Consider the following 13373-nt stretch of genomic DNA (forward strand, 5'->3'; position numbering starts at 1 on the left):
CGGTTCTCCCTTGGGAACAGGGGTCGGACCAGCCCCCTGCGTGTACGCGACAGAGTGATAGAAAGGGCCGTCTGAGAACACTCTGAGATCCACCGGGACAGAGCGGAAATCCAGCGCCGCCGGTGGGGCGCCACATCAGTGAAGAGGGGGAAGCGCTGATGAGTCAGCCGCCTGGTCAGCCGCCGCAGGGCGGTTTCGGAGCACCACAGGATCCGCCGCCGCAGGGCGGTTTCGGCGCTCCGCAGGACCCACGTGCGCAGGGCGGCTTCGGTACGCCTCCGCCGCCCGCGCAGCCGCCCGCGTCTCCACCGACTCCGCCGGCCGGTGCTCCGCAGCCCGGTTACGGATACCCGCAGCAGCCCGGTCCCTACAGCCGGCCGGGACCGTACGGCCAGCCGCAGCAGCCCGGGCCGTACACCCAGCCCGGCCCCTACGGGCAGCCGCAGCAGCCCGGTTACGGATACCCGCCCCAGGCGCAGTACCCGGGCGCGCCCGGCACCCCGCCTCCCGGCGGCGGCTCCAAGAACCCCTTCAAGGGCAGGCCCGCCGTCGTCATCGGCGCCGCGGTGGCCGCGCTGCTCGTCGTCGGCGGCACCGTCTGGGCCGTCAGCGCCGGCGGCGGTGACGACGGCAAGAAGCCCGTCGCCGACAAGAGCCACAGCCCGAAGCCCACCGTCTCCGACGACCCGGTCAACCCCGGGGACGGCAGCGGCGACGGCGGCGAGGACTCCGAGAACCTCAACGAGGGCCGGAAGCCGGGCGAGGCCAAGGTGCTCTGGTACAAGTCGGCGCCCGACGCGCCCGGTTCCGGTGCCGACGCCCCCGGCCTGTGGGTCACCGACAAGGCGGCGGTGAAGGCCGCGTACAAGCAGGTCTTCGCCTTCAACGTCACCGACGGCAAGCCCACTTGGGACGCGCTGACCATGCCGCAGAAGATCTGCGCGGTCAGCCCGCAGAAGACGTCCGACGACAAGGCCGTCATCGCGTACATGAGCGGCCCCGGCAGCAGCGCCAAGTGCAACCAGCTCCAGCAGATCGACTTGAACACCGGCGCCAAGGGCTGGAGCGGCAAGGTCCCCGACGGCGAACTCTTCGACAGCACCATCTCGGTGGAACTGTCCATCACCGGCGACACCCTGATGGTCGGCCGTTCCATGTCCGGCGTGGCCTACGACGTCGGCAGCGGCAAGAAGCTCTGGGAGAAGAAGAAGTACGGCACGGGCTGCTACCCGGCCGGCTTCGCGGGCGGCGCCAAGCTCGTGGCCGTCTCGTCCTGCTCGGTCGGCAGCGACAACAAGCACGACGAGGTGCAGGAGCTGGACCCGGCCACCGGCAAGGCCAAGTGGACCACGAAGATCCCCAAGGGCTGGACGGTCGAACGCGCCTACTCCGTCGCCCCCGTCGTCCTCTACATGACCAACGACGACAAGAAGCGGGTCAACGTCACCGCGCTGAAGAACAACGGCGGCCTGCGCTCGCAGCTGGAGAGCAAGGACTCCTTCGCTCCCGAGTGCGGATACGCCGTCCTCGACCGCGATCTGACGGGCTGCTTCGGCACCGCCGCCGACGCCAACACCCTCTACCTGCCCACCGAGGCGAAGACCGGCGCCAACGAGGTCGTCGCGTTCAGCCTGGAGACCGGCAAGGAGAAGTGGCGCGTCAAGTCCCCGGTGGACGAGACGATGCTGCCCATGAGGATGGAGGGCACCAACCTCATCGCGTACGTCGAGCCGTCGTACGACGGCGGCGGAAAGATCGTCTCGATCCCCACGACCGGGACCGGCCACCGGCCCACCACGCTGCTGCAGAACCCGCAGGGCACCGCGGACATCGAGAACGGCTTCTTCTCGAAGGCGGTCGACTACGTCGACGGGCGCTTCTACATCTCCACCACCCGGCTGACGGGCCAGGACGACGCGAAGGAGAAGTTGATGCTGGCGTACGGCAAGTGAGCCGCTCACCGCTCCCACCCGTCCGGGCCCACCACTCCTTCGTCCCCTTCGCATCCGAGGTACACACGTCATGAGCCAGCCGCCGCCCCCGCCGCCGAACCAGCCCCCTTCGAACGAGCCCCCGCAGGGCGGTTTCGGCGCGCCCCAGGACCCGCCCCCCGGCGGTTTCGGGGCACCTCAGGACCCGCCCCCCGGCGGCTTCGGCGCCCCGACGCCCCCGCCACCCGCGCAGGGCCCCGGCTACGGCTACCCGCAGACGCCCCCGCCGCCGCAGACGGCTCCGCCGGCCGCGCCGCAGCAGCCGTACGGCTATCCGCAGACGCCGCCCCCGGCGCAGCCCGGGTACGGCTACCCCGGACAGCAGCCGCAGTACGGCGCCCCGGGCCAGCAGGCCCCGTACGGCTACCCGCAGCCGCAGACCATGCCGATGCAGCCGCAGGCCCCGCAGGGCGGTGGCGGTGGCCGGAAGGTCAACAGCCAGCTGGTCATCATCGTGGCGGCCGTGGTCGCGGTCGCGCTGATCGTCGGCGGCGGTGTCTGGTACGCGTCGCTCTCCGGCAAGGACGACAAGAACACCGCGAGCACGTCCGGCGGCGGCAAGGGCGGCAAGGGCGACGGCACGTCCGGCGGTTCCACCGGCGGCAAGGAGAAGGTCCCCTCCGACACCAGCGCCGAGCTGCTGTTCCAGGTGCCCGCGCCCGCCGTCAAGAACGACAGCAGCGTCACCACCGTCGGCTCCTGGCTCACCGACAAGGTGTACGTCAAGACCGGCAACGCCGAGGTCGACGGCTACGACCCCAAGAGCGGCGCCAAGGTGTGGACGGTCAAGCTGCCCGGCCCGGTGTGCCAGGCCGGCCGCCACGCCACCGAGGCCAACCGCACGGCGATCGTCTACGAGCCCGCCATGCCGACCAAGGAGGACCCGTCGCACGGCTGCAGCCAGCTCGCCGCCCTCGACCTCGACGCCGGCAAGAAGCTGTGGACCAAGACGCTCAAGTCCGGTGACCAGCTGGTCAACATCGACAACGTCACGGTGAGCGGGAACACGGTCGCCGCGGGCAGCACCAGCGGCGGCGGCGCCTTCGACATCTCCACCGGCAAGGTGCTGTGGGCGCCCAAGCCGACCGACAGCTGCTACGACGCCGGCTACGGCGGTGGCGAGAAGCTGGTCGCGGTCCGCAAGTGCGGCGAGTACGGCAGCACCCGCCAGCTGCACATCCAGACCATCGACCCGAAGTCCGGGAAGGTGCTCTCGGAGTACAAGATGTCGCCCGGCATCGAGTACGCGAGCGTCGTCTCCACCGACCCGCTGGTCGTCGCCGCCGACGTCGGCGACTCCGCCGGGGACGGCAGCGGCATCTCGGACTTCTTCTCCATCGACAACAAGACCGGCAAGCTGCGCACGAAGATCTCCGCACCGGGCAAGACGTACGCGGCACGCTGCGACGGCATCAGCCGGATCGAGTACTGCTCCGGCCTCGCTGTCGGCAACGACAAGCTCTACATTCCGACCGAGGAACACGACGGCACCGGGGAGTACAGCCGCACCAACGAGATCGTCGCCTTCGACCTCTCCACCGGCAAGCAGACCGGCCAGCGCGGTGACGCCGGTGACGGCTACACCATCACCCCGCTGCGCATGGACGGCACCGACCTCCTCGCCTACAAGCGTCCGCCGTACGACAAGGGCGGGCAGGTCGTCTCCTTCGACGGAACCTCCTTCAAGGAGACCAAGCTCCTGGAGAACCCGGCGAGCGAATCGGTCCGCGACGCGGAGTCCAGCATGCTCCCGGAGTACGCCGAGTTCATCTACCGCGACGGCCGCCTGTACATGTCGCAGGTCTACGCCCACAAGCCGTCCTCCGCGGACGACAAGGAGTTCCTGGTGGTCGCCTTCGGCGCGCAGTAGCCGAGCCGGTCCCCGTCGTGCGGCCCCGTCCCTGCTCAGGGGCGGGGCCGCACGCGTACCCCTCATCACTCCCGAATGGGAGAGATTTCGATATTCCGGGGCACATCTCTCCGGTAGGGGAAGCGCAACGTCGAACAAGCGTGTAGCTTCCGGGGGATGGAGAGCCGGGGGGCTCCTAATCCACGGGGAACCAGTGGGGATGCTTGGGGGGACTGGGGGGTTGCCTGATGGGAGTGCGGCTCATGGTGGTCGACGACCACCGATTGCTCGCCGAGGCGTTGGCCTCGGCCTTGAAGCTGCGCGGGCACCGGGTGCTCGCCGCGGCGGCGCCGGCCGCGGGGGCGGCGGAGCTGGTGATCACACGGGCACCCGAGGTGTGCCTGCTCGGCACGGCCGCACCGGCCGAGCCGGGGATCTTCGACCCGGTGGTGAAGATCAAGCGGGAACGGCCGCAGGTGGCCGTCCTCGTCCTGGGCCCGGTGCCGAACCCGCGGGGCATCGCCGCCGCGTTCGCCGCCGGCGCGTCGGGCTACGTACGCCACGACGAACGCATAGAGGGCGTCGAGCGCGCGATCATGAAGGCGCGGGCGGGTGAGGCGGCCGTGGCCCCGCAACTGCTCCAGGGCGCCTTCAGCGAACTGCTCAACCCGGCCGCCCAGCCCGACGACGAGGGGCAGCGGCTGCTCCAGATGCTCACTCCGCGTGAGGTGGAGGTGCTCGTGCGGGTCGCGGACGGCGAGGACACCCGGCTCATCGCGGCCGGGATGGGCATAGCCCCGTCGACGGCCCGCACCCATGTGCAGCGGGTGCTGATGAAGCTGGGTGTGGGATCGCGCCTGGAGGCGGCGGCGCTGGCCGCCCGCACCGGTCTGCTGGACCGGGCGGGGCCGGTGCCGGCCCCGCCCGGCGGGGCGGAGGAGCCCCTGTGAGATCCGGGGGCTAGGGCCGCCGCTCGTCGAAGCTGGCGAAGTAGGCGGCGGCCATGTCCTCGTCGGCGTGGCCCTGGGCGGCGGCGCGGCCGAAGCGCTCCGCGGCCGCGGCGGCCACGTCGAGGCGGACGCCGTTGTGCTCTCCGGCCCGGACGATCAGACGGGCGTCCTTCTCGGCGGTGGCGACCGCGAAGCTCGCCGGCGTCAGCCGGTCCTCCAGGACCAGGTCGGCCTTGGCGCGCAGATAGACCATGTCGAGCGGGCCACCGGCGATCAGGTCGAAGAAGCCGTGCGGGTCCACGCCCAGGCCCTGCGCCAGGGCGAGGACCTCGCCGCTGGCGGCGGTGGCCGCGAGGACCCAGCTGTTGGCGACGAGCTTGAGGCGCGTCGCGCTGCCGGCGGCGCCGTCCTCGCCGGTCCACACGGTGCGTGAGCCGACGGCGTCGAAGACCGGCGTCACGGTGTCGCGGCTCCCGGCGGGGCCGGCCGCCAGTACGGTCAGCTGCCCCGCCTCGGCGGGCTGACGGGTCCCGAGGACCGGCGCGTCGAAGAAGACCAGTCCGTGCTCGCGGGCGAAGCCGGCCAGCTCGGGGACGGACTCGATGCCCGCGGTCGTCGACTGCACCCAGGCGGCTCCGGGGCGCAGGCCGGGCGCCGCCTGCCGCATGACGTCGAGGGCGGCGGCACCGTCGTACAGCACGGTGAGGACGACCTCGGCGTCGCGGACCGCCTCGGCGGGAGTGTCGGCGACGTGGATGCCGTCGGCGGCCAGCGGCTCGGCCTTGTCGCGGCTGCGGTTCCAGGCCCGGACGGTGTGTCCGGCTCGTGCGAGGCTGCGGGCCATCGCGGCTCCCATGATCCCGGTGCCGAGGACGCTCACGGTGAGCTTCACGGGCCGGTCGGTGGCGTTCGGCGTGGTCATGAGGGGTGCGCTCCTTCTCGGTGGACGGGGCAGGGGTGCCTACAGCGGTACGGGGCCGGAGTCCCGAAGAACTCCAGCCCCGTACCCGGACGCTACTCGCTGTCCTGCTCCTCGGGCAGGACGTGGGGTGTCGGCGGCGGCGTCGGACGCAGCTTCAGCCAGACGAGGAAGAACACGCCGAGGAGCAGCATGCCCAGGCCGGTCCACAGGTTGATGTTGACGCCCTGGGCCTTCTCGATGGCGGCGTCGGAGTCGGTGAGGCCGGTGATCCCGACGATGAGGCCGTAGAGCACGAACAGGAGTCCGATGATGCGGCGCAGGTCGAAGATGCGGGCGGCGGTGGCGGACTTGCCCTCCAGCTCGGTGACTTCCCGCTGGACGTCCTTCTCGGAGAACCCGGGGTGTCCGGAATGCTCGGTCATGGTTTCTCAATCCTCCCGCGATCAGAACGAGAACGGGATGTAGCAGGCTGCCGCGATGATCACTGCGCCCCAGCCCAGCAGGGCCGGCTTGCGGTACCAGGCGTCGTCCCCGGGGGCGGGCGGTTCCTCCATGCCGGGGGAGCGAGTGCCGTAGACCAGGCCCTGGAGCTCCTCCTCCGGCTTCGGGGCGGTGAACAGCGACACGACGACCATGACGACCGCACCGGCGACGAAGCCCGCGATCGCGGAGACGAAGTTGGCGCCCTGGTCGGTGGGGATGTCGATGATGCCGCGCTTGTAGAGGACGAAGTAGTTCACCATCGCGGTCACGGTGCCGGCGAGCAGGCCCCAGAAGCCGGACTTGGTGGAGGCGCGCTTCCAGAACATGCCGACGATGAAGACGACGAACATCGGCACGTTGAAGAAGGAGAAGAGCGTCTGGAGGTAGCTCATGATGTTCGAGAACGACGACGCCAGGAACGCCGTGCCGACCGAGGCGGCCACGCCGATCGCGGTGATGAGGCGGCCGAAGCGCACGTAGTACTCGTCCTCGCGGCCCCGGACCACGTACTTCGCCCAGATGTCGTTGGTGAACACCGTGTTGAAGGACGAGACGTTGGCGGCCATGCCGGCCATGAAGGCGGCGAGCAGACCGGTCACCGCGATGCCGAGCACGCCGTTGGGCAGCAGCTCCTGCATCAGGTAGGGGATGGCGTCGTTGTACTGGAGGTCGGAGCCGGGGGTGCCGATCTTGGGCACGAGGACGGCGGCGACCAGGCCCGGGATCATCACCAGGAAGACGATGAAGATCTTCGGGAACGCGGCGATCAGCGGGGTGCGCTGTGCGGCGGAGAGGTTCTTCGCGGACAGGGCACGCTGCACCTCGGCGAAGTTGGTGGTCCAGTAGCCGAAGGACAGGACGAAGCCGAGGCCGAGCACGATGGTCAGCCAGTTGGCGCCGAGCGGGTTGGCGCTGCCGATGCCGGTGCCGCCCCAGGCGGTGACGAAGTCGTGGCCGTGGGTCTTGGAGAGGGAGTCGGTCAGGCCGTCCCAGCCGCCGACCTTCTTCAGGCCGAGCACGACGATCGGGATGAGGGCCGCCAGGATCACGAAGAACTGGAGCACTTCGTTGTAGATCGCCGAGGACAGGCCGCCGAGCGTGATGTAGGCGAGCACGAAGAAGCCGGCGACCAGGATGGCCACCCACTGCGGCCAGCCGAGGAGTGCCTCGACGACGATCGCGAGGGCGTAGAGGTTCACACCGGCGATCAGGATGGCCGCGAAGGCGAACAGGATCGAACTCAGCAGGTGGGCCGACTTGTCGAAGCGGAGCAGCAGCATCTCCGGGACGGAGCGGACCTTGCTGCCGTAGTAGAAGGGCATCATCACCAGGCCGAGGAAGACCATGGCGGGGATGGCGCCGATCCAGTACCAGTGGACGGTGTAGGCGCCGTACTGGGCGCTGTTCGCGGCCATGCCGAGGATCTCGGTGGCGGCCAGGTTGGCCGAGATGAAGGCCAGGCCGGTGATCCAGGCGGGCAGTGACCGGCCCGACAGGAAGAAGTCCAGGGTCGTCTTCACCGAGCGGCGGGCGGCGAAGCCGATGCCGAGAACCACGGCGAAGTAGATCGCCATGATCGCGTAATCGAGCCCGTTGGTGGGGAGCCGTAGCCCCGCCGCCAGTTCTGTGGGGGTATGTGTGGGGGTTTGCATGCGTACTCGCTTCGTCGCGCGAACTGAACCTGAGCGGAACCTACGCCTCCGTGTTCAGTAATTGAACACTTCTGATGATGGTCTTTGTTTGATTGTGATGTTGACGGCTGTGGTGACTTGTGTTTTGGTATGTTGGGTTCTGTTTGAAGGTTCGGCGGCTCGACTGGGGAGTCCGAAGTGAAGAAGACCTCGACCCGACTGGCCGACGGTCGTGAGCTCATCTACTACGACCTGCGTGACGACACCGTGCGCGACGCGGTCGACCGGCGTCCTCTGGAGCGCACCGTCACGACCTCCGAGATCCGCCGCGACCCGCTGCTCGGCGACAGCGTCGCCGTCGCCTCGCACCGCCAGGGCCGCACCTACCACCCGCCGGCCGACGAATGCCCCCTGTGCCCCTCCCAGGGCGAGCGGCTGAGCGAGATCCCGGACTCCTCGTACGACGTCGTGGTCTTCGAGAACCGTTTCCCCTCCCTGGCCGGCGACTCCGGACGCTGCGAGGTCGTCTGCTTCACCTCCGACCACGACGCCTCGTTCGCCGATCTGACCGAGGAGCAGGCGGGGCTCGTCCTGGAGGCGTGGACGGACCGCACGGCCGAGCTGTCCCATCTCTCCTCCGTCGAACAGGTCTTCTGCTTCGAGAACCGCGGTGCCGAGATCGGCGTCACCCTCGGTCACCCGCACGGGCAGATCTACGGCTACCCCTTCACCACCCCGCGTACCGCCCTGATGCTGCGCTCGCTCGCCGCGCACAAGGAGGCGACCGGCGGCGAGAACCTCTTCGACGAGGTCGTCGCGCGTGAGCTCGCCGACGGCTCCCGGGTCGTCCTGTCGAGCGACCACTGGGTCGCCTTCGTGCCGTACGCGGCGCACTGGCCCTACGAGGTCCACCTGTATCCGCGCCGTCGCGTGCCCGACCTGCTCGGCCTCGACGCCGACGCGCGCAAAGAATTCCCCCAGGTCTATCTGGAACTCTTGAGGCGCTTCGACCGGATCTTCGGTGAAGGTGAGCCCCCGACGCCGTACATCGCCGCATGGCACCAGGCGCCGTTCGGCCCGCTGGAGGAGTTCGACGGCGTCAACCGGGACGACTTCGCGCTCCACCTCGAGCTTTTCACCATCCGCCGCACTTCCGGCAAGCTGAAGTTCCTCGCGGGTTCCGAATCCGGCATGAGCGTGTTCATCAACGACGTGCCGCCGGAGACCGCGGCCCAGCGACTGCGAGAGGTAGCGAGTTCATGAGTGGGAAGTACCTGGTCACCGGCGGCGCGGGCTATGTGGGCAGCGTGGTCGCGCAGCACCTGGTCGAGGCCGGGCACGAGGTCACCGTCCTCGACAACCTCTCGACCGGGTTCCGCGAGGGCGTGCCCGCCGGGGCCGCCTTCGTCGAGGGCGACATCCGCGACGCCGCCAAGTGGCTGGACTCCTCGTACGACGCCGTGCTGCACTTCGCCGCCTTCTCACAGGTCGGCGAGTCCGTCGTGAAGCCCGAGAAGTACTGGGACAACAACGTCGGCGGCACGATGGCGCTGCTCGCGGCGATGCGTGAGGCGGGCGTCCGCAAGCTGGTCTTCTCGTCCACCGCCGCCACCTACGGCGAGCCGGAGCGGACCCCGATCGTCGAGACGGCCCCCACGCGGCCGACCAACCCGTACGGCGCGTCGAAGCTCGCCGTCGACCACATGATCACCGGCGAGGCGGCGGCGCACGGACTCGGCGCGGTCTCCCTGCGCTACTTCAACGTGGCGGGCGCCTACGGCTCCTGCGGCGAGCGGCACGACCCCGAGTCGCACCTCATCCCGCTCGTCCTCCAGGTCGCCCAGGGCCGCCGCGACGCCATCTCGGTCTACGGCGACGACTACCCGACGCCGGACGGCACCTGCATCCGCGACTACATCCATGTCGCCGACCTCGCCGAGGCCCATCTGCTGGCGGTCGCCGCCGCCACCCCCGGCGAGCATCTGATCTGCAACCTCGGCAACGGCAACGGCTTCTCCGTCCGCGAGGTCATCGAGACGGTGCGCCAGGTCACCGGCCACCCCGTTCCCGAGGTCGTGGCGCCGCGCCGAGGCGGCGACCCGGCGGTGCTGGTGGCGTCGGCCGAGGCCGCCCGGGAGCACCTCGGCTGGAATCCGTCCCGCGCGGATCTCGCGGGGATCGTCGCGGACGCGTGGGAGTTCGCACAGAACAGGTCGAAGGAGCAGTAGGTGGGGGTTCGCGAGGGCTTCGAAGAGCTGTACGGCGCCGCACCCGAGGGTGTCTGGGCAGCGCCCGGCAGGGTCAACCTGATCGGCGAGTACACGGACTTCAACGAGGGGTTCGTCATGCCGCTCGCGCTGCCGCACACGGCCGTGGCGGCCGTGTCGCGGCGCGCGGACCGGGTGCTGCGGCTGCACTCCGCGGACATCGAGGGGCCGGTCGTCGAGCTGGACATCGACGCGCTGGTCCCGCTGTCCGACACGGGCTGGGCCGCGTATCCGGCCGGTGTGGTGTGGGCGCTCGGTCAGGCGGGGCACGCGGTCGGCGGTGCCGATCTGCATCTCGCCTCGACCGTGCCCACCGGGGCGGGCCTCTCCTCGTCCGCGGCGCTGGAGGTCGTGACGGCGCTCGCCCTCAACGACCTGTACGAACTCGGTCTCACCGGACCGGAGTTGGCGCGTCTCGCGCAGCGGGCCGAGAACGACTTCGTGGGCGTGCCCTGCGGGATCATGGACCAGACGGCGTCGGCCTGCTGCACCGAGGGGCACGCCCTGCACCTCGACTGCCGGGACCTGTCGATCCGCCAGGTCCCGTTCGACCTGGCCGCCCAGGGGCTCGAACTGCTGGTCGTCGACTCCCGGGTGAAGCACGCCCTGGGCGACGGGGCGTACGCCGAGCGGCGTGAAGGGTGCGAGGAGGGCGCGCGGCAACTGGGTGTCTCCCATCTGCGGGACGTGCCGTACACCGGCCTCGACGCGGCGCTGGCGCGGCTGTCGGACGAGCGGGTCCGCCGCTACGTCCGGCACGTCGTGTCCGACGACCACCGGGTGGAGCAGGTCATCGCCCTGCTGGACGCGGGTGACGTCCGGGCGATCGGGCCGGTCCTCACCGAAGGCCACGTCTCCCTGCGGGACGACCTGCGGATCTCCTGCCCGGAGCTGGACCTCGTGGTGGCGACGGCCAACGCGGCCGGGGCGCTGGGCGCCCGCATGACGGGAGGCGGCTTCGGCGGGTCGGCGGTCGTCCTGGTGGAGTCGGCCGACGTGGACACGGTCACCAAGGCGGTGGCCGAGGCCTTCGCCGCCGCGGGGTACACCGCCCCGCGTGTCTTCCCGGCGGTCCCGTCCGCGGGGGCGCGCCGCCTGGTCTGAGCGAGGACGCCGGGCGGGCCGCGCGAGGCGGTCCGCCCGGCCGGAACCCCCTGCCGTCAGGCCAGTTGCTTGGTCAGGGTGTACTCCGTGACGCCCGGCGGATAGTCCGGGATGACGCAGACCACGTCGTAGCCGTGGCGACGGTAGAAGCCGGGGGCCTGGAAGTCCCAGGTCTCCAGGCGGGCGGCGCGGCAGCCGCGTTCGTCGCCGGCCAGCCGCTCGGCCTCGGCGAGCAGGCGCGAGCCGAGTCCGGCGCCGCGGTGCCGGTCGTCGACCCACAGGTATGTCACGTGCAGCCATGTCGTCCAGGTGTGGCCGACGAGTCCGCCGGCGAGTGCGCCGTCGGCGTCCAAGGCCCAGACATGGAGCGGAACTTCCCGTTCACCAGGGGTTCCGCGCAGGGCGCGGAGGACGGGAGACGCCCGTGTGTTGGTGTCGAGCAGACGTCGGCGGAGCAGATCCCGCCGGTCTTTGTCGTCTCCTGTCTCGATACGAAACATAAGGCTCACCATAAACGCGCTGGCCAACCAGTTCTGCGATTTACCTTCCGCTCCGGGCCCTTCGCCTTACCCTGATGAACAGCGCCGGTGGGGGCCGGTGCTGATCAGGGGGCGAGACAGTCGGGTACGACGCCCGAAGTGGGGGTAGCACTTCCAGCACGGCGGCGGCCGTGCGGCTGAGGCACCCTGCTTTCCGGACCGGAAGCGGTCCGGGATCACTTCGGGCGCCGTACCCGCACCGGTCGTCCCCCGACAGTGGGGGTTTCAGTGGTTCGCATCCGAGTACTGGTCGTCGACGACCATCGCATCTTCGCCGAGTCGCTCGCTGCCGCACTCGCGGCCGAGCCCGACGTCGACGTGTCCGCAGCGGGCAGCGGCCCCGCCGCGCTGCGCTGCCTGGAACGCGCGGCGGCGGAGGGACGCCGGTTCGACGTGCTGCTCGTCGACGCGGACCTGGGCGGCAATCTGCCCGGGATGCGTCCGGCGGTTCAGGTCCAGGAGAGCAACGAGGACGGCATCGTCGACGGCATCTCGCTCGTGGCCGGCGTGCGGTCCGGGCAGCCGAGCGTCCGCACCGTCGTACTGGCGGAGAAGGACGATCCGCGCCGCGCCGCGCTCGCGCTCCAGGCGGGCGCCTCGGGGTGGGTCGCCAAGGACTGCTCCCTGTCGCGTCTGCTCACCGTCATCCGCGGAGTACTGCGCGACGAGACGCACCTGCCGCCCGCCCTGCTCACGGGCGTGCTGCGGGAGTTGACCGCGGCGCGCAAGCACCGGACGGAGAGCGAGCGGCTCGTCGAGTCGCTCACGCCCCGGGAGCGGGAGGTGCTGCGCTGCATGGTGGCCGGTCTGGGGCGCAAGGCCGTGGCCGAGCGGCTGTTCCTGTCGCCGCACACCGTCCGGACGCACATGCAGAACGTCCTGGGCAAGCTGGGCGTGCACTCGACGCTGGCCGCCGTGGCACTCGCCCGCCGAGCCGGCGTCGGGCCCGTCGACCTAGCCGGGGATGTTGTCGAACGGGGCGGTCAACTGGCGTAGCAGTCCCGCCAGTTCGCCGCGCTGGTTCCTGCTGAGCTCCGCCAGGATCGCGCGCTCCTGCTCCAGCAGGCCCGCCAGCGCCTGGTCCGCCCGGTCGCGGCCCTCGTCCGTCAGGCGTACCAGCACGCCCCTGCGGTCGCTCGGGTCGGGGAGGCGCTCCACCAGGCCCTTCTTCGTCAGCCGGTCGATGCGGTTGGTCATCGTGCCCGAGGTGACGAGGGTCTGGGTGAGCAGCTGTCCGGGGGAGAGCTGATAGGGCGATCCGGCGCGCCTGAGCGCGGTCAGGACGTCGAACTCCCAGGGCTCCAGGCTGTGCTCGGAGAACGCCAGGCGGCGTGCGCGGTCCAGGTGCCGGGCCAGTCTGCTCACCCGGCTGAGTACTTCCAGCGGCTCCACGTCGAGGTCCGGGCGCTCCCGGCGCCACGCTGCGACCAGCCGATCGACCTCGTCCTCCATGACGATCAGTGTAATGGTTGTGTCGACATGAAGTCTCTTGATGTGGAGTCTCTTGACGTCGAGATATCTTGGGTGTGAGGGTGGAGGCAGGCGGCCGGGCGTCCCGCGGTGCCGCACGGCCCCGCGGCCGCGGCGATCGGGGGTCCGCCGCGGGCCCGGCCGCCGGGTCCGGCCGCCGTTCTTGC

General features: G+C 70.5%; 12 protein-coding genes. 7 read left to right on the forward strand and 5 right to left on the reverse strand.

Annotated features, from left to right (window positions below; genetic code table 11):
* The first annotated feature begins 158 nt into the window (after positions 1-158).
* The 3 genes from ACZ4IF_RS31990 (at position 159) to ACZ4IF_RS32000 (ending at position 4790) form a co-directional block, all read left to right on the forward strand.
* On the forward strand, positions 159-1952 hold the full coding sequence (locus ACZ4IF_RS31990; protein ID WP_467569108.1) for an outer membrane protein assembly factor BamB family protein: 1794 nt from the start codon (positions 159-161) through the stop codon (positions 1950-1952).
* Positions 1953-2022: 70 nt separating this feature from the next.
* Entirely contained in the window at positions 2023-3861 is a 1839-nt protein-coding gene (locus ACZ4IF_RS31995; protein ID WP_467569111.1) for an outer membrane protein assembly factor BamB family protein, read from the forward strand.
* A 227-nt stretch (positions 3862-4088) separates the two neighbouring features.
* On the forward strand, positions 4089-4790 hold the full coding sequence (locus tag ACZ4IF_RS32000) for a helix-turn-helix transcriptional regulator (RefSeq protein WP_467569114.1): 702 nt from the start codon (positions 4089-4091) through the stop codon (positions 4788-4790).
* A gap of 10 nt (positions 4791-4800) precedes the next feature.
* Here the strand turns inward: ACZ4IF_RS32000 and ACZ4IF_RS32005 are convergent, their stop codons facing one another.
* From ACZ4IF_RS32005 to ACZ4IF_RS32015, 3 genes are all read right to left on the reverse strand, one after another.
* Positions 4801-5712 (reverse strand): NAD(P)-dependent oxidoreductase, encoded by a 912-nt coding sequence (locus tag ACZ4IF_RS32005; protein WP_467569117.1) that lies wholly within the window; start codon positions 5710-5712, stop codon positions 4801-4803.
* A 92-nt stretch (positions 5713-5804) separates the two neighbouring features.
* Complete coding sequence (locus ACZ4IF_RS32010; protein WP_467569119.1) at positions 5805-6134, reverse strand: hypothetical protein; 330 nt, start codon at positions 6132-6134, stop codon at positions 5805-5807.
* Positions 6135-6155: 21 nt separating this feature from the next.
* The gene (locus ACZ4IF_RS32015) at positions 6156-7847 is read right to left on the reverse strand and encodes a sodium:solute symporter family protein (RefSeq protein WP_467569122.1); all 1692 of its coding nucleotides are present in this window, start codon (positions 7845-7847) and stop codon (positions 6156-6158) included.
* A gap of 177 nt (positions 7848-8024) precedes the next feature.
* Here ACZ4IF_RS32015 and galT point away from each other — a divergent pair, with 177 nt between their 5' ends.
* From galT to galK, 3 genes are read left to right on the forward strand one after another with little or no spacing between them, the layout of a single operon-like run.
* Positions 8025-9089, forward strand: coding sequence for a galactose-1-phosphate uridylyltransferase (gene galT / locus ACZ4IF_RS32020; RefSeq protein WP_467569125.1), 1065 nt, complete (start codon positions 8025-8027; stop codon positions 9087-9089).
* Positions 9086-10054 carry a UDP-glucose 4-epimerase GalE gene (galE, locus tag ACZ4IF_RS32025; protein ID WP_467569127.1) on the forward strand — a complete coding sequence of 323 codons (969 nt, stop codon included), beginning with the start codon at positions 9086-9088 and terminating at the stop codon, positions 10052-10054. The genes galT and galE overlap by 4 nt, the downstream gene beginning before the upstream one ends.
* Complete coding sequence (galK, locus tag ACZ4IF_RS32030) at positions 10055-11197, forward strand: galactokinase (RefSeq protein ID WP_359496449.1); 1143 nt, start codon at positions 10055-10057, stop codon at positions 11195-11197. It abuts the gene before it with no gap.
* Between the two features lie 56 nt (positions 11198-11253).
* On the opposite strand, the gene ACZ4IF_RS32035 is transcribed toward galK, so the two are convergent.
* Positions 11254-11709 (reverse strand): GNAT family N-acetyltransferase, encoded by a 456-nt coding sequence (locus ACZ4IF_RS32035; protein ID WP_359496451.1) that lies wholly within the window; start codon positions 11707-11709, stop codon positions 11254-11256.
* A 255-nt stretch (positions 11710-11964) separates the two neighbouring features.
* On the opposite strand from ACZ4IF_RS32035, the gene ACZ4IF_RS32040 reads away from it, so the two are divergent.
* Positions 11965-12732 carry a LuxR C-terminal-related transcriptional regulator gene (locus tag ACZ4IF_RS32040; protein ID WP_028804901.1) on the forward strand — a complete coding sequence of 256 codons (768 nt, stop codon included), beginning with the start codon at positions 11965-11967 and terminating at the stop codon, positions 12730-12732.
* Here the strand turns inward: ACZ4IF_RS32040 and tamR are convergent.
* Positions 12691-13188: a MarR family transcriptional regulator TamR gene (gene tamR / locus ACZ4IF_RS32045; protein WP_359496454.1), complete on the reverse strand. Its 498-nt coding sequence runs from the start codon at positions 13186-13188 to the stop codon at positions 12691-12693. The two genes, ACZ4IF_RS32040 and tamR, sit on opposite strands and share 42 nt — an antisense overlap.
* Between the last annotated feature and the right edge of the window lie 185 nt (positions 13189-13373).

The organism is Streptomyces sp. NPDC025784, from assembly GCF_055558435.1.